We start from the raw sequence: 16,440 nt of genomic DNA, 5'->3' as shown, positions 1-16,440 counted from the left end.
CCGGAGGACAGGCACGATGCGCTACAGCCGCGACATGCGAGGATATGGCGAAAACACCCCGGATCCGCAATGGCCCGGAGGCGCGAGAATCGCCATCCAGATCGTCGTCAATTACGAGGAAGGCGGCGAGAACAGCATCGAGCATGGCGACGCCGCCTCGGAAGGCTTCCTGTCGGAAATCCCCGGCGCACAGCCCTGGCCCGGCCAGCGGCACTGGAACATGGAAACGATCTATGAATACGGCGCCCGCGCCGGGTTCTGGCGCCTGCACCGCATCCTCAAGGATATCCCCGTCACGGTCTATGGCGTCGCCACTGCCCTGCAGCGCAGCCCCGAACAGACCCGTGCCATGATGGATGCCGGGTGGGAAATGGCCACCCATGGCTATAAATGGATCGAATACAAGGATGTCTCGCGCGAGACCGAGGCCGAGCATATCGCCGAGGCGGTCCGCATCCATACCGAGGTCACCGGCAGCCGTCCCCTGGGATTCTACCAGGGCCGCGCCTCGATGAACACGGTGGCGCTTGGTTGTGAAGAAGGCGGGTTCGAGTATCTTGCCGACACCTATGCCGACGAACTGCCCTTCTGGCATATCCATAAGGGCAAGCCGCAGCTGATGGTGCCCTATACGCTGGACGCCAATGACATGCGTTTCGCCAATGGCGGCTTTACCAATGGCGAGGAATTCTTCATCTACCTGCGCGATGCATTTGACAACCTGTATCGCGAAGGGCTCGAGGGCGCACCCAAGATGCTGTCCATCGGCCTGCATTGCCGGTTGGCCGGACGCCCCGGGCGGGCCGAGGCAGTGCGCCGCTTCATCGAACATGCCCGTGCGCATGAGGGCGTGTGGTTTGCGACCCGCCTCGATATCGCGCGCCACTGGAAGCAGGTGCATCCCTACCAGGACCGCACCCGCCCCTCGCAAATGGACCGCGCCGCCTTCGTCGAATCCTTCGGCGGTATCTACGAGCACTCTCCCTTCATCGCGGAACGTGTCTGGGATGGGGAAATGGGGGCCGTGCATGACAGCGCGGCGGGGCTTGCCGCCCGGATGGCTCAGGTCTTCCGTGCCGCCAGCGACGAGGAACGGCTTGGCGTGCTGACCGCCCATCCCGACCTGGCGGGCAAGCTGGCCGCCGCAAAGCGCCTGACCGCCGAGAGCACCGCCGAACAGGCCAGCGCCGGGCTGGACGCGCTGACCGATGCCGAGCGCACGGAGTTCACCCGCCTGAACGACGCCTACACGGCCAAGCACGGTTTTCCCTTCATCATCGCCGTGCGCGACCATGACAAGGCAGGCATCCTCGCCGCCATGCAGGCGCGGGCGGATAACGACACCCCTACCGAACGCGGAGAGGCCGAGGCGCAGGTCATGCGTATCGCCGAACTTCGGCTCAAGGAGGTCCTGAAATGAGCGATCAGCCGCCAAAAGGTGCTCCGACCGGCGATCCCGCCTCCGTGCCCCGTAGCACGCATCCGACCGGCTCTTATGCCGGTCCCGTGGCGGGGCTGCCTCCACAGGCCGGGCTGACGACCGATACCGCTGTCTTCACCGATGCCTATGCGATCATCCCACGCACGGTGATGCGCGATATCGTCACCAGCTACCTGCCGGGATGGGAAGGAATGCGGATGTGGGTGCTTGCCCGCCCGCTTTCCGGTTTTGCCGAGACCTTCAGTCAATATATCGTGGAACTGGCCGAGGGCGGCGGCAGCGACCATCCCGATGACGATCCCGAGATCCAGCACGCGATCTTTGTGACCGGCGGCAGCTTGCGCGTCACCATCGACGGCACCGCCCATGACCTGACACCGGGCGGTTTCGCCTATGTGCCGCCGGGAACGGCATGGTCGCTGCGCAATATCACCACCGGCGAGGCCGGGTTCCACTGGTGGCGCAAGCGCTGGCAGCCTGTCCATGGCCTCAACCATCCCGACCCGATCGTCGCGCAGGAGCAGGATATCGCCCCCTCGCCCATGCCCGATACCGACGGGGCCTGGGCCACGACCCGCTTCATGGACCCGGCCGATCTGCGCCACGACATGCATATCACCGTGGTCACATTCCAACCCGGCGGCTCGATTCCCTTCGCCGAAACCCATGTGATGGAACACGGGCTCTTCGTGCTGGAAGGCAAGGCCGTCTATCGCCTCAACCGCGATTGGGCCGAGGTCGGACCCGGCGATTTCATGTGGCTGCGCGCCTTCTGCCCACAGGCCTGCTATGCGGGGGGACCGGGACGGTTCCGCTATCTGCTTTACAAGGATGTGAATCGCCACGCGGCATTGTGGCCAAATCGCTGATATCCTCAAGCGAATGGCTGAGGATCGATACTGCCCTGCAATCGTAGCGCCGCGGCCCGTGCGAAATCACGCGTGACCTTGGCGCGCCTCGCCCCGGCAAGGCGCGTCTCGGGGGCCATGCGCTGGATTTCGGCATCATAGGGATCGGCGAGGATCAATCCATGATCCGCGGGCAGCAGGTCGGTCGGGAAATCCGCATCCACCGCCCAGAAATATCGATCGCACCATTCCAGGTAGCCCTGCCATTTCCGATCACTCGAGAAATCCGCCCGGCTGCTCTTGCATTCGACGATCCACAGCTCCCCCTTTGGGCCAAGGCTGATCACATCGACACGCAAACCCCGTATCGGCACGAATTCGGTCAGCACCGCATGATCCATGCTGCGCAACAGCCGCGCGACGCCGCGAGCCAGTCGTTGCCCCGGCAAGGAAGGCAAAGTGTGTTCCATATGAGTAGATATAGAACGAAACAGAAACATCTGACAAGTCGCCCGTTCCATAGCTTTTATGCCCGCGCCGCTTGAAAGCCGGTCCGCCACGGCTTATCTGTCCGTCTTGGCGGGCTTCTGTTCTTCTCGCGAGCGGCCATTTTTCCACTGGCCTATAATTTTTCCGAGGGAGCTGGCTCTGTCGGGGCCTTGGTCTCGTTATCTGGCGCCCACCTGATCGTTCAGGCTTTCGGGAAATCTCAAGCTGCCGCGGTCGCTGCGGTTCCCGCCACCAGATACCCCGCCCCGTCTGTGATGCGTGGCGGGGTTTTCATTATTCCGGTCAAACAAAAAAGAAGGACGGGTTTGCACCCGCCCTTCCCAGAGAGACTACTGATCAGAGGGAACGGATCAGAAGCCGTAAACGACCGCAACACCAAGCGTGTTGTCGGTGCGGATTTCACGATCCGACTGGTACTCGGTGGTGTAGCTGAGACGGGTTGCCAGCTGATCCGACATCTTGAAGTTGACGCCGAATTCGTTGGTCAGAACGTCTCCGCCCTCGCTCGAGGTCAGGTAGTCGGTATCGTTGGTCACGAACACCGTTTCGTTGAAGCGGTGATAGACACGCGACGAGGCGATGTAACCGACTTCGGTTTCCGACTCGTCCTGCAGGTGCTGCAGACCAGTCTGGGTGTAGCGAACGCCGACACCGGCCTGAACGCGCCAGGTGGTCGTGTCGGTGTTGATCACGCGGTAACCCGGACCGAAGCCGAGGAAGCCGTCGCGGCGCAGATCGTCATCCTCGTCAAAATCGCGAACACTCTCATCGGTGTTGTCATAGCCATCGACCAGACCGTCGATATTGATGCGGCCCAGGGCGAAGGCATAGAAGCGATCGTTGAAGTAGTACTGCGCGTCATAGATCGCGCTGACTTCTTCCTTGTCCTTGTTGCCATCGTCATCCTCGCCGAACTCGATCGCGAGACCGATGCTCTGCGCGAAAGGCGCCTGGTTATGCTGAAGACGGCCGGCCAGGGCGAAATCCTGATTCTCGGTGTTGCCGGTACGGCCGGTATAGCTCAGGGACATGTTGCCGAACAGACCCTGACGGCGGTCCGAGGGGCCAAAACGGTCGGGATCGGCCGAACGCTCGAAGCTGTCTTCCACGGCGTCTTCGATATCCGTGATACCGTCATTCACGTCTGCGACGCCGGTCGCGCCGGCACCGGTTGCGATTTCGGTTTGGGCAAAGGCCGGAACCGACAGAGCCGTCAGAATGGCGGTCGCACCGCTGAGAAGGGTAATCTTTTTCATCTGTGAATCCTCATTGGCTGAGTTTCAAATTCCTGACCCCCATCCGGGTGCCAGTGCATCTCTGCTGGAGATCAAATAACGCCGCCTCATTCGGGTTCAAAGCCCTTCGGACGACATCGAATTTTCTCGAAAAAGTGATGCTGCGTGACCGCCAGTGAGGATGGCAGAAAGGTGCCGAAATATTCTTGTGATGGAACAAAAACAGAATTGTTCAGAATGCTTACCAAGCCACTGCCTGACAGTCGATTTTTCTCGGAAGCAAACAAAAAAGTACAAAACGGCTTGTTTTCAAAGTAGAAATATTTTTGTTACCGCCTAAAAAATAGGCAATCACAACCGGAAATACTCTCACCAAGACTGTTGCGCAATCGACACGCAACCATCCGTTACCATGTAAAAATGAACTAAACACGACTGTTTCCGCGAAGGACATATCCTTGTCCGCAAGAAATGACGCGACTCGGCAAGACACATGAAGCACTTTGATTGTGCTTCAGGGAAGCCGCTCATGCAAATCACATCGGGCCATCGGACAATATCCGTTCAGACAGCCGCCCCGCCAAAGGCCTCGGGCCGCAGGCCGCGTGCAACGTGATCGAGAACCGCGTTGACGAATTTCGGCTCACGCCCTTCCGGAAAGAACGCTTCGGCCAGGCGGACATATTCGCTGATCACGACCTTGGGCGGAGTTCCCGATGTCGCCAATTCAGCACCCGCTGCACGGAACAAGGCCCGCAATACCGGATCTATCCGGTCTATCGGCCATTTGGCCACCAATCCGCGATCCGTTGCCTGATCAATCTTGGATTGCCAAGTCACCGCGTCGTCGAGGATGCGAGAAAACAGCGCTTGATCGGCATCGGGGTGAGTACCCTCGTCATCGCTCGCGCCTATCCGGAAATCACGGAACTCACCCATCACCCGATCGATGGACTGCCCGGCAGCCTCCATCTGGAACAATGCCTGCACTGCATAAAGTCGTGCAGCACTGCTCAATGCGCGTTTGTCGGGCCTGCTCATGTCCGTGTCGATCCTTCCAGTTGTCCGGCCAGACGGATTACGTCAAGATCCGTGTCATGGCCACCCGGAACGCTGCGTTTTCCCCATTTGCGGGCGAGCGCGACCAGATGCAGGGCTGCGGCAGCCGCTCCGCCACCCTTGTTCTGCCCTGCCGGATCGGCCCGCACCTCTGCCTGGGTCACGTTCTCGACCGTCAGGATACCGTTGCCGACCGCCAGACCCTGCAGGCCCAAAAGGGTCAATCCACGCGAACTGTCATTGCAAACAGTGTCATAATGCGTTGTCTCGCCCCGGATCACGCAACCAAGCGCGACATAACCGTCATAATTCGCCCCCCGACTGGCCATGCCGATTGCGGCGGGAATTTCAAGCGCACCGGGCACCTCGACCAGATCGACGGCTGCTCCGGCCTCTTCCGCCGTGGCACGGGCGCCCGCCACCAGGTTGTCGGCGATTGCCTTGTAGTAAGGGGCAACAACGATCAACAGTCTCACGGGCGCATCGAATTTCGGCAGGTCGAGCTGGTAATGCTGGGTGTTCGAGGCCATCGGTTCAATCCTTGGGAATAGGCCGGGTGGAATGGATCGAAAGGCCATAGGCATCGAGCCCCACGATCTTTACCGGTGTCGAATTGGTCAGCAGGATCAGTTCCGACAGCCCGAGCGCCGACAGGATCTGTGCGCCCAGACCGTATTGGCGCAAGGTGTGCGGCCCGGTCTCGCCCGGCTGAGGCAATGCATTGCTCAGATCGCGGATCAGCACGACAACTCCCCGCCCCTCTTCGGCGATGGCCTGCATGGCAGAACCAAGGCTACCGGCCTCCTCGCGGCCGACCCCCAGCACATCGTGCAGCGGATCGAGAGCATGCATCCTGACCAGCACCGGCTCGGACCCGGTCAGATCGCCCTTGGTCAGCACGATATGCTCGGCGCCCTGCGTTTCGTCGGCAAAAACCCGCATCATCCAGTCGCCACCGTGGATCGAGCGCACCGCACGCTGCGTGCGCTCGGCGATCAGGTTGTCATGGCGGCGGCGATAGCGGATCAGGTCGCTGATGGTGCCGATCTTCAGGCCGTGCCGCTGCGCGAAGGCCACCAGGTCGGGCAACCGCGCCATGCTGCCATCCTCGTTCATGATCTCGCAGATCACGCCCGAAGGGTTCAGCCCCGCGAGGCGCGCGATATCGACTGCCGCCTCGGTATGTCCCGCGCGGACCAGCACCCCGCCCTCGCGGGCGCGCAGCGGGAAGACATGGCCGGGCGTCGCGATATCCGATGCACCCTTGGCCGGATCGATCGCGACGCTGACTGTCCGGGCGCGGTCATGCGCACTGATGCCGGTCGTCACGCCTTCTCGCGCTTCGATGGACATGGTGAAGGCGGTTTCGTGACGCGACGAGTTCCGGGGGCTCATCAGCGACAATCCCAAGGCATCGATCCGCTCGCCCAACAGCGACAGGCAGATCAATCCGCGTCCATGGGTCGCCATGAAATTGATCGCATCCGGGGTGGCCATCTGCGCGGGGATGACCAGATCCCCCTCATTCTCGCGATCCTCGTGATCGACGAGGATGAACATGCGCCCGTTGCGCGCATCCTCGATGATCTCCTCGATGGGCGAGACCGCCTCGGACAGTTGATTTTCAACCGGGCCGGGCTTTTCATACTGCATGACGCTCTCCCGTGAAATATCGCGTGCCGGTGATGAACCCGGCGAGACCGCCTGCCGCCATCAATTCGCGCTCGTGATCGGTTTCCCCGATCATCAGGACGGCGTCGCCCGGCAGACCCTGTGCCCGCAACCACGCCTTGGCTTCCGCCCGCATCTCGCCCCAATGGCTGCCGAAAGGAGGCAGGCTACGAGCCGATTCTGCCGCGATTCGCTGACCCAAGGCTTCGGCATCCAATCCCGGCCCGACCCCCAGATGCCGGTCTGCGGCCAGGGCGATCAGCTTGTCCCCCCGCCCTTCGGCAAGGGGATGATCGTCACGGAACACCCCAAGCGCGTTGGAGGAAAACAGGAAGGCAATCAGATCGCGTCCGGTCGTGGCACGCACACCGGCATAGGTCTTGTAATCCAATCCCAGGGACTTGGCGCGCCGAACCCGCGTCCGAACGACCTCAACCGGCAGGACCGGCAGCAACTCTGCCCGTGCCCGACGCCAGCAATGCACACGCCATCCGACCGATTTCATCGACGGGCCGCGATTATGTCCGATTCCTGCGTTCATCTTCTTCTTTGCCTAGATCCCTGCCGCATTCGCCTCTGCCAGACGCGCCACATAGCGGGCCAGCGTATCGATCTCGAGATTCACCGCGTCCCCCACTGCAATCTCTCCCCAATTGGTCACCTGCCGGGTATGTGGGATCAGGTTAACGCCAAATCGGCGATCCTGCACCTCATTTACGGTCAGCGAGGTTCCATTCAGCGCAACCGACCCCTTCTGCGCGATGAACCGTGCAAGCGTATCGGGAGCGGCAAATGTCACGCGCAGGCTGTCGCCCTCGTCATGGATCTCCTCTATCATGGCGATACCGTCGACATGGCCGCTGACGATATGACCGCCCAATTCGTCCCCGACCTTCAGGGCCCGTTCGAGATTCAGCCGCCGCCCGACCTGCCAGCCATTCGCCCCGATATTGGTCTTCGAGACCGTCTCGGCCGAGATATCGACATCGAACCAATCCTCGCCCTTGGCGATCACGGTCAGGCAAATGCCGTCGCAAGCGATCGAGGCGCCGATATCCACACCGGCCATATCATAGCCACAGCCGATCCGCGCGCGCATATCGCCGCGCATTTCAACTGCCCGCACCTGCCCGATATCGGTGACGATGCCCGTAAACATGCAATGCTCCCGTCTTTGTCGTGCCTCGCAGTATGGTATCAAATCCGCTCACGCAAGATAAGGAAACAGCAATCCTTCGCCTGAGCCGATTTTCACGCCTCAGATTTCACTGGCATTCAGTCACGTGACATGCAAAATGCAGCTCAGCTAGTTTTACCAAGTTATCTTTTTACTGATTTTGGGGTCGAAATGCTTCACGTCAACCTCGAGCAACCTTTGCCCGACAGAGAAAATATGAAGAACCCCCAGTTGCCAGCATCCCCAGCACAAAGAGTTTTCCTGCTGCTTCAGGGTCCGCATGGCCCATTCTTCGATCGCCTGAGCCGGATTCTGCGGGCATCCGGGGCCGATGTCTGGCGCTGCGGCTTCAATGCCGGCGACGAGTTCTTCTGGTCCGACAAGCTTCGCTTCATCCGCCATACCGGAACGTCAGAGGACTGGCCTGCCCATCTCGAGCAGATCCTGAGCGAGAAGAATGTCACCGATATCGTGCTCTACGGCGATGTCCGCCCGATACATGCGACGGCACGCAAGCTTGCCTCGCAGCGCGGGCTGCGCATTCATGTCTTCGAGGAGGGCTACCTGCGCCCCTATTGGATCAGCTACGAGCGCGGAGGTTCCAACGGCAATTCGGCGCTGATGCATATCCCGCTGGCCGAGATGCGCACCGTGCTACGTGACACGATGAACGAGATCCGACGTCCCCCCGCGCGTTGGGGCGACATGCGCCATCACAAGTTCTATGGGGCTTTCTATCATTTCCTGGTGTTGGTCGCAAACCGGGCCTATCGCCATTATCGCAGCCATCGCACCGTTTCCGTGATGCGCGAATTCCGCCTGAACCTGCGGCGCTTCCTGCTGGGGCCGGTGCATAACATCGCGACCTCCACACAGTGGAACAAGTTCCGCCGCGCGGGCTGGCCCTATTCCCTCGTGCTGATGCAGCTCGAACATGACTCGAATTTTCTCGGCCATTCATCCTTCAGCAGCAATGCCGATTTCGTCGAAACGGTGGTGGAAGAATTCGCCCGCAGCGCGCCGCAGCACCATCATCTGCTATTCAAGGCGCATCCGCTCGAAGATGGCCGGGCCGACAATCGCGCCGCGATCCGCGACGCTGCCGCACGTCACGGAATTTCAAACCGGGTCCATTACTTGCGCGGCGGCAAACTTGCCATGCTGCTTTCTCAGGCCCGCTCGATCGTGACGGTCAACTCGACGGCCGCGCAACAGGCTCTGTGGCGCAGCCTGCCGGTCAAGACCCTTGGAAAGGCCATTTATAACAAACCGGGCCTCGTATCGGAGCAGACGCTGGCCGATTTCCTTGCCCAACCCGATCCCCCGGACCCGAACGCCTACAGAATACTCAGGGATTACCTGCTGCAAACAAGCCAGATCCCCGGGGGATTCTATTCGGAACGTTCGCGCGCCCATGCGCTGCGAATCGTCAGCGATCTGATCCTCGCACCTGAGGATCCTTATCAATCGCTGGCCTCCGGCCCTATTACTCTTCGGCAACAAATAACCGATATAGACAATTAAACCACAACTCATTGTGGTCATGAGTCGGCATAAACGCTAGATTATTAACAAATTCGCATTAATGGCGGAATGAAGATAAGAATACAGGAGCTATCGAGGTGACAGGTCTCACTCTACGCAAACCGACAATGCGCGTCCTCGTGATCGCGGCACTTGGCCTGTTGACGGCCTGCGGCTTGCCGCGATCCGGTCCGAGCAAGAATGAAATCTATGCCGGCGCGGTCGAGCGGGGTGGAAACGCCCAGATCATCTATGTCAACGAACATGTTGCGCGCGCGGCCAATTTCAGCCCGAGCTACGGGTTTTCGCAGGCGTTCCGTTCTACAGCAACCGTCGGCGCCGATGAAATCCGTCCCGGCGATGTCCTGGGACTGTCGGTCTGGGAAAACGTCGATGACGGATTGCTTGCTTCGCTCGGGTCGAGCTCGACCCAATTGCAAGAGATCCAGGTCGACAGTGCGGGATATATCTTCGTGCCCTATGCCGGGCGCGTTCGCGCGGCAGGAAACAGTCCCGACCAGCTTCGCCAGATCATCACCGATCGCCTGAGCGAGCAGACCCCCGATCCGCAGGTCACGGTCGCCCGAGTCGCAGGCGATGGCGCCACGGTTTCCGTGATGGGCAAGATCGTCTCGCAAGGGGTCTATCCGATCGAACGTCCGACCCGCACCCTTTCGGCCATGCTGGCCAAGGCCGGCGGCGTCGCCATCGAACCCGAAGTCGCGGTGGTGACCGTCAAGCGCGGCGGCGAGAGCGGCAAGGTCTGGCTGACCGATCTCTATTCCGCGCCGTCGAACGATATCGCCCTGCGTCCCGGAGACATCATCCTGGTCGAAGAGGATCAGCGCAGCTTCACCGCGCTTGGCGCACTTGGCGGACAGACCCGTGTGCCCCTGGGCAACGAGATGATCAATGGTGTCGAAGCCATCGCGATGGTTGGTGGTCTCAACTCGAATCTTGCCGATCCGACGGGCGTTTTCATCCTGCGCGACGAACCGGCATCGGTTGCGTCCAAGGTTCTGGGCAAACCGGTCCACGGCACACAGCGCATGGCCTATGTTCTGGACCTGACGCGCCCCAACGGGCTGTTCCTGGCGCGCGATTTCCTGATCCGCGACGAGGACACCGTCTATGTCACCGAGGCACCCTATGTGCAGTGGCAGAAAACAATCGGGGCGATTACCGGGGGCCTGAATTCGGCGAATTCCGTTGAGAACCTCTCGAATTGATCTGAACGATGGCACAGCCTGACATGACAGCCGCCGGGGACAATCCCCGGCGGCTTTTCGTCTATAATGGCGGATTCTGGTTCAAGCCACGGTTGAAGCGCATCCTCGAGCTCTCCGGGTGGCAGCTGGCTCTCGGCCTGCCCGGTCCGGGTGACAGGATCGGCATCTGGGGTGCAAGCCCTACGGCATGGCGAGGGCGCATAATCGCCGGACGCCGGGGCGCGGGAGTTGTGACCGTGGAGGATGCGTTCCTGCGCTCTGTCCTGCCGGGCCGGGCGAAAGGCCACCTTGCCCGGCGCGGCCCAATGGGCCTGCTGATCGATACGGATGGTTTGCATTTCGACCCGGCCCGCCCTTCGCGGTTGGAAATGCTTGTGGCCTCGCCGGAGGCCGCCGGGCTGAGCGATGCAGCCCGCGACGGGATCGACCGGCTTCGTCGGTTGGACATGTCGAAATATAACAGCCATCGCCACGATGCCGATCTGCCCAAGGCAGGTTATGTCCTGGTGATAGACCAGACCTGCGGGGATGCCTCGCTGATGGGGGCGGATCGGTCTCGCTTCCTGGAAATGTTGCACGCCGCCCGGGACAAACATCCCGGAGCCCGGATCGTGGTTCGCACCCATCCCGAGACATCCGCCGGGCTGCGTGCAGGCCATCTGACCGCCGGGGATCTCCGCCCGGACGAGCAATTCTGCGACGGGCCGGTTTCCCCGTGGCGGCTGATCGACAATGCCGATGCGGTATACGCTGTCAGTTCGCAGCTTGGTTACGAGGCCCTGCTGGCCGGGCATCGCCCGGTGCTTTTCGGCCAGCCATTCTATGCCGGATGGGGACTGAGCGATGATCGCGCACCGCTGCCTGAAACCCGCAGGGGCATGGCCACGCGTGAGGCGTTATTCGCCGCCAGCCATCTGATTGCCCCGGCCTGGTACGATCCCTGCCGCGACCGGCTGACGGATTTCAACGGTGCCGTGGATCAGCTCGAGGCCGAAACACGCGCCTATCGGCAAGACCGGGATGGCCATCTGGCCTATGGCATGCGGCTGTGGAAGCGGCCATCCATCGCCCGGGTGTTCGGGAACGGGCGGGGGGTCCGCTTCACCGACAAGTCATCGGGGGATGTCACCCTGTCCTGGGCGGGCAAGGCGGAACCCGTGCCACAGGCGATCCGTGTCGAGGACGGGTTCCTGCGTTCGCGCGGGCTTGGCGCCGCACTGGTTCCCGCCCTTTCGCTGGTCGCAGATGATCTGGGCATCTATTACGATCCGACCCGTGAAAGCCGGTTGGAACGGCTGATCGCCGAGGGACCTCCGCCCGAGGGAGAAAGGCGGGCCCATGACCTGATCTGGGCGATCCGGGCGGCAGGGTTGTCGAAATATAACCTGAGCGGGACCGCCCCCGACCTGCCGCGCCGCATGGGCAAGCCGGTGATCCTGGTCCCCGGGCAGGTCGAGGATGACGCATCGATCCGTCTCGGCGCCGGTAAGGAGCGCAGCAATCTTGCCCTGCTGGAACGGGCCCGGGCGGAAAACCCCGAAGCGGTGATCGTCTACAAGCCACATCCCGATGTCGAGGCGGGGCTGCGTCCCGGCATCATCCCCCAAGCGGAGCTATCGCGGCTGGCCGATGATGTCGCCCTGAACGCCGATCCCATCGCCCTGCTGGACAAGGTCGACGAAGTCTGGACGATCACCTCGACCCTGGGCTTCGAAGCCCTGCTGCGCGATGTTCCGGTCACGGTACTTGGCGCACCCTTCTATGCCGGTTGGGGACTGACGCGCGATCTTGGGAATATCCCGGCGCGGCGGCAAGCCCGCCCCAACATCGCCGCATTGGCCTATGCCTGCCTGATCGCCTATCCGCGCTATCACGATCCCGCTTCCGGTCTGCCCTGCCCTGTCGAGGTCACGATGGAACGCCTGCTGGAGCCGCAGGCCAACCCTGAAGGCCCCTTTCTGCGAATTCTGGCCAAGGCACAGGGGGCATTGGCAGGATATTCATGGATCTGGCGGCGATAGGTTCCCCGGCGCCTATTGCCCGGCGCGCCGCCATCGATGGAATAGATCTTCTCCTACCCGGCGGGTCTCGACCAGCCGGAACCTTGCTCCATCCGCGAGGCGCTGCATATCCAGCGAACCAATCGCCGGCCGGCTATCGCCGCCAAGGATCAGCCCTGCGGTATAGCCGACAAGCTGGTCGACAAGCCCCGCGCGCAGCAAACCCGCTGCAAGCTGTCCTCCCCCCTCGCAGAAAACCCGCGTGATGCCAGCTTGGGCAAGTTCTTTCATCACGTCATCGACCGGACCGGCCATCTGCCAGAGTGGGCCAAAATCCGGCCCTTCAGGAGGAAGATCGGGGATCGGGCCATTCGAGACGATGACGCGCACCGGCTGCCGGACCGCGCCCATGCCCCGAACGTTCAGCGAGGGGCGATCCGCGCGCGCGGTTCCGCCACCGACCATGACCGCGTCATGGACCAGGCGTAATCCATGGGAGTGAATGCGGGCGGCGGGACCGGTGATCCACTGGCTCTCACCATTCGCCGTCGCGATGCGGCCATCGAAACTGGTCGCCAATTTCAGCGTCAGGAAAGGCCTGCCCCGCTGTACCCGCATAAGGAAACCGGACTGCATGTGACGGGCCTCAGTTTCGCCGATCCCTTCCGTCACCTCGATGCCCGCCGCCCGCAGGATCGCGTGGCCGCGCCCCGCGACACGCGGGTCAGGGTCGGTATGGGCCGTCACGACGCGGGAAATTCCGGCCTCGACCAACGCCTCGGCGCATGGAGAGGTACGGCCATGATGCGCGCATGGCTCCAGCGTCACATAGGCTGTCGCGCCATGCGCCAAGGGCCCGGCCTGCGCCAGGGCAACGCGCTCGGCATGCGGGCGTCCCCCGGGTTGGGTCCAGCCACGGCCAACCACCCGGCCCTCGCGTATCAGCACACAGCCGACGGCCGGATTCGGCCAGACATTCCCCAATCCGCGCCGCGCCAACCGCAGCGCATGCGCCATATGGATGCTGTCCTCGGGATGTTTCAATCGTTCAGAAGATCAGGACGAAGCTCAGATACGAATTTATCGAAATCGTCGGCATCCTGAAAATTCTTGTAGACGCTGGCAAAACGTACATAGGCGACATTGTCGATCCGGGACAGCGCCTCCATCACGATTTCGCCGATCATCTTGGAGGGGATATCCGTCTCGCCGGTACTTTCCAGCCGCCGCACGATCCCCGAGATCATCTGTTCGATACGCTCGGGCTCGACCGCGCGTTTCTGCATGGCGATGCGGATCGAACGAGCCATCTTGTCGCGGTCGAAATCCTCGCGCTTGCCGTTGGACTTGACGACAATCAGATCGCGAAGCTGAACCCGTTCATAGGTGGTAAAACGACCGCTGCAAGCAGGACAAAACCGTCTGCGTCGGATCGCGGCATTATCCTCGGCCGGACGCGAATCCTTCACTTGCGTATCTATATTTCCGCAAAACGGGCAGCGCATATTGTGGTCCCCTCGGCCCCTGTTTCGCATCCACTATAGGGAACATGGCAGAGCTTGGGTAGCGTTATCCACAGACCACAAAATACGGAAACACGCAACTGTGACACGAAAGCCGCGCTCAGGCCGAAAATTCATCTCTATTTCAAGCGCCTCCATCTTCTGGCAGGGCCTGGCGCGAACCATCCCGGCGGTGGTTCAGCTTGCCTGGAAAATGGCCGCGACCTGTCGTGAATGCGGCGCGGCTCGGTGTTCTACCAGATAGATCCCCTGCCATTGTCCCAGCTGCATTCGCCCCCGCACCACAGGGATTTGCAGGCTGACCGGCAGGATGGCGGCTTTCAAATGCGCAGACATATCGTCGGGCCCCTCATGGCGATGCGTGATCCAGCTCATCGAGGGATGATCGGATGGCGGGGCGAGCCGCTCCAGCCAGGCAAGCAAATCCCGCTGCACATCAGGATCGGCATTTTCCTGTATCAGGAGCGAACAAGAGGTATGCCGCACCATCAAGCTCAGCACGCCGTCACAGGGCGGCAATTCATCGAGCCATGATCCAACCTCGTCTGTGAACTCGTAACATGCGGGCCCGTCGGTCCGGATCATGAAAGCCCGGTTCATTCCGCTGCCCGCCTGTCCATGTCAGGTGCCTCCAGTGCCGCGGTATCGTCACGATCGTGGTCGAGCTCGATCTTCTTTTGCGCCCTGGCCCCGAGTTCGCGCAACATCTCGACCTGCCGGATGACATTGCCGGGACCACGGGACAGACGGTCCATCGCCTGACCATGAGCGCGGGCAGCCTGATCCAGGGATTTCCCGACCGTTTCCATGGAGTCCACGAAGCCGGCGACCTTGTCATAAAGCTGTCCGGCGCGGCGCGCGATTTCCAGCGCATTGGTTTCGCGCCGCTCCACCGCCCAGATATGCTCGACGGTGCGCAGGGTCAGCATCAATGTGGTCGGGGTCGTCAGCCCTACCCCGCGTTCCAGCGCGAAGCTGGCCAGGTCGGGATCGGTGCGCAATGCCTCGGAAAAAGCGCCCTCGACGGGAATGAACATCAGCACGTAATCCACCGAATGATCGTCCATCCGGTGATACCCCTTTTCGCCCAAGGTCGCGATATGGGTGCGGATCGCCGCGACATGGCGGCGCAAGGCGGCCTGAACCTCGACCGGGTCCTCGCTGTTCACCGCCTGCTCGTAATCGTTCAGCGAGACCTTGCTGTCGATCACCATGATCTTCTGGCGCGGCATCTTGACCACGACATCGGGTCGCCACAGCTTGCCCTCTTCGTCGCGCCAACTTGCCTGGATATCGTAATGCGTTCCCGCCTCCAGGCCCGATTCCTCGAGAATACGTTCAAGGATCATCTCGCCCCAGGCACCCTGGCGCTGTTTTTCCCCCTTGAGCGCACGGGTCAGGTTCACCGCCTCGCGCGAGATTTCCTCGGATCGCTTGTGAAGTGAGGCGATCTGCTCGCGCAGCCTTGCCCCCTCTTCGTCGAGGACCTTGTTCCGGGCCTGCAATTCCGTCTGGAACCGATGCACCTGGTCGCGGAACGGGGTCAGCAAGGTGCTGAGTTGCTCGCTTTGCGTCTTCTGCATATCCGCACCCTGAACGCGCAAGGTTTCGGCGGCCAGCAGCTTGAACTGCCCGCTCATCTCGTCGCGCAATTCGCGCAGGGTCTTGATTTCACGCTCAGCCGCTTCACGGTCCTTTTCCGCACGCAGATGCGCCTCGGCCAGTTCCGTCCTGCTATTCGACAACTGTTGCCGGGTCTGGTGCAGGGCATCGGTCAACTCGTCGCGTTCCTCGGCCAGTTCGGCCATGCGGGCGCCCTGCCCTTCCAATCGGACATCCTGCTGACCAAGACGCAATTCCAGCGCGTGGAGCCGTTCGCCCAGATCGGATCGCTCCTGCTCCAACCCGGCGATCCTATCGGCATCACGCCGCGTGGATTGCCGCAGAGCCCCGGTCTCGCGCCGCCAGCGAGCCGCCAGAAGGGCCAATAGCAGCAAGACGACGACCACCGCCCCCAGCAACATCTGAACCTGCCCAAGATCGCTGAACCAGAGACTTATTTGCGCGCCCAAGCCTTGCGGCATAATTCCCCCTGTTCGTGAATGCGAGCCTCTCGGCAGTGTTCACTTTTTGTGCCCGTCACGCAACCCGACAGCTACATAAAATTGAAACGACCGGATGCCTTCACATCCGGTCGTTCGCAATGATAACCGTCGTCACTTG

Annotated in this window: 16 protein-coding genes; 5 read left to right on the top strand and 11 right to left on the bottom strand. The window is 61.6% G+C overall.

Annotated elements, in window-relative coordinates:
• Positions 1-16: 16 nt before the first annotated feature.
• Positions 17-1,420 carry an allantoinase PuuE gene (puuE, locus tag JHX88_RS06230; protein WP_076525110.1) on the top strand — a complete coding sequence of 468 codons (1,404 nt, stop codon included), beginning with the start codon at positions 17-19 and terminating at the stop codon, positions 1,418-1,420.
• Positions 1,417-2,310 (top strand): bifunctional allantoicase/(S)-ureidoglycine aminohydrolase, encoded by an 894-nt coding sequence (locus JHX88_RS06225; RefSeq protein ID WP_084203027.1) that lies wholly within the window; start codon positions 1,417-1,419, stop codon positions 2,308-2,310. The genes puuE and JHX88_RS06225 overlap by 4 nt, the downstream gene beginning before the upstream one ends.
• A 5-nt stretch (positions 2,311-2,315) precedes the next feature.
• On the opposite strand, the gene JHX88_RS06220 is transcribed toward JHX88_RS06225, so the two are convergent.
• The 7 genes from JHX88_RS06220 to JHX88_RS06190 form a co-directional block, all read right to left on the bottom strand.
• Positions 2,316-2,759: an MmcB family DNA repair protein gene (locus tag JHX88_RS06220; RefSeq protein WP_084203029.1), complete on the bottom strand. Its 444-nt coding sequence runs from the start codon at positions 2,757-2,759 to the stop codon at positions 2,316-2,318.
• A gap of 390 nt (positions 2,760-3,149) precedes the next feature.
• On the bottom strand, positions 3,150-4,055 hold the full coding sequence (locus JHX88_RS06215) for a DUF481 domain-containing protein (RefSeq protein ID WP_076525113.1): 906 nt from the start codon (positions 4,053-4,055) through the stop codon (positions 3,150-3,152).
• Positions 4,056-4,598: 543 nt separating this feature from the next.
• Positions 4,599-5,075 carry a transcription antitermination factor NusB gene (gene nusB, locus JHX88_RS06210; RefSeq protein ID WP_076525115.1) on the bottom strand — a complete coding sequence of 159 codons (477 nt, stop codon included), beginning with the start codon at positions 5,073-5,075 and terminating at the stop codon, positions 4,599-4,601.
• Entirely contained in the window at positions 5,072-5,623 is a 552-nt protein-coding gene (locus JHX88_RS06205; RefSeq protein ID WP_076525118.1) for a 6,7-dimethyl-8-ribityllumazine synthase, read from the bottom strand. The genes nusB and JHX88_RS06205 overlap by 4 nt, the downstream gene beginning before the upstream one ends.
• Before the next feature lie 4 nt (positions 5,624-5,627).
• Positions 5,628-6,746 carry a 3,4-dihydroxy-2-butanone-4-phosphate synthase gene (gene ribB / locus JHX88_RS06200; protein WP_076525120.1) on the bottom strand — a complete coding sequence of 373 codons (1,119 nt, stop codon included), beginning with the start codon at positions 6,744-6,746 and terminating at the stop codon, positions 5,628-5,630.
• Positions 6,736-7,305, bottom strand: coding sequence for a hypothetical protein (locus JHX88_RS06195; RefSeq protein WP_076525122.1), 570 nt, complete (start codon positions 7,303-7,305; stop codon positions 6,736-6,738). The genes ribB and JHX88_RS06195 overlap by 11 nt, the downstream gene beginning before the upstream one ends.
• A 12-nt stretch (positions 7,306-7,317) precedes the next feature.
• Entirely contained in the window at positions 7,318-7,923 is a 606-nt protein-coding gene (locus JHX88_RS06190) for a riboflavin synthase (RefSeq protein ID WP_076525124.1), read from the bottom strand.
• 234 nt (positions 7,924-8,157) lie between these two features.
• Here JHX88_RS06190 and JHX88_RS06185 point away from each other — a divergent pair, with 234 nt between their 5' ends.
• The 3 genes from JHX88_RS06185 to JHX88_RS06175 all read left to right on the top strand — a co-directional run bounded on the left by JHX88_RS06185 (position 8,158) and on the right by JHX88_RS06175 (position 12,715).
• Positions 8,158-9,465, top strand: a complete 1,308-nt coding sequence (locus JHX88_RS06185; protein ID WP_076525463.1) for a capsule biosynthesis protein — start codon at positions 8,158-8,160, stop codon at positions 9,463-9,465.
• 128 nt (positions 9,466-9,593) lie between these two features.
• Positions 9,594-10,694 (top strand): polysaccharide biosynthesis/export family protein, encoded by a 1,101-nt coding sequence (locus tag JHX88_RS06180; protein WP_076525125.1) that lies wholly within the window; start codon positions 9,594-9,596, stop codon positions 10,692-10,694.
• Between the two features lie 8 nt (positions 10,695-10,702).
• On the top strand, positions 10,703-12,715 hold the full coding sequence (locus JHX88_RS06175) for a capsular polysaccharide biosynthesis protein (RefSeq protein WP_076525127.1): 2,013 nt from the start codon (positions 10,703-10,705) through the stop codon (positions 12,713-12,715).
• A gap of 12 nt (positions 12,716-12,727) precedes the next feature.
• Here the strand turns inward: JHX88_RS06175 and ribD are convergent, their stop codons facing one another.
• From ribD to JHX88_RS06155, 4 genes are all read right to left on the bottom strand, one after another.
• Entirely contained in the window at positions 12,728-13,711 is a 984-nt protein-coding gene (gene ribD / locus JHX88_RS06170) for a bifunctional diaminohydroxyphosphoribosylaminopyrimidine deaminase/5-amino-6-(5-phosphoribosylamino)uracil reductase RibD (protein ID WP_076525129.1), read from the bottom strand.
• A gap of 23 nt (positions 13,712-13,734) precedes the next feature.
• Positions 13,735-14,199: a transcriptional regulator NrdR gene (gene nrdR, locus JHX88_RS06165; RefSeq protein WP_076525131.1), complete on the bottom strand. Its 465-nt coding sequence runs from the start codon at positions 14,197-14,199 to the stop codon at positions 13,735-13,737.
• A 195-nt stretch (positions 14,200-14,394) separates the two neighbouring features.
• Positions 14,395-14,817, bottom strand: coding sequence for a secondary thiamine-phosphate synthase enzyme YjbQ (locus JHX88_RS06160; protein WP_076525133.1), 423 nt, complete (start codon positions 14,815-14,817; stop codon positions 14,395-14,397).
• A complete protein-coding gene (locus JHX88_RS06155; RefSeq protein WP_076525135.1) occupies positions 14,814-16,301 on the bottom strand; it encodes a DNA recombination protein RmuC in 1,488 nt (495 codons plus the stop codon). The genes JHX88_RS06160 and JHX88_RS06155 overlap by 4 nt, the downstream gene beginning before the upstream one ends.
• Positions 16,302-16,440 lie beyond the last annotated feature (139 nt).

This window comes from Paracoccus saliphilus (genome assembly GCF_028553805.1).
Classification (GTDB): domain Bacteria; phylum Pseudomonadota; class Alphaproteobacteria; order Rhodobacterales; family Rhodobacteraceae; genus Paracoccus; species Paracoccus saliphilus.
Note: the sequence above shows the minus strand (reverse complement) of the source record. Positions and strands in the feature narration are given on the sequence as shown.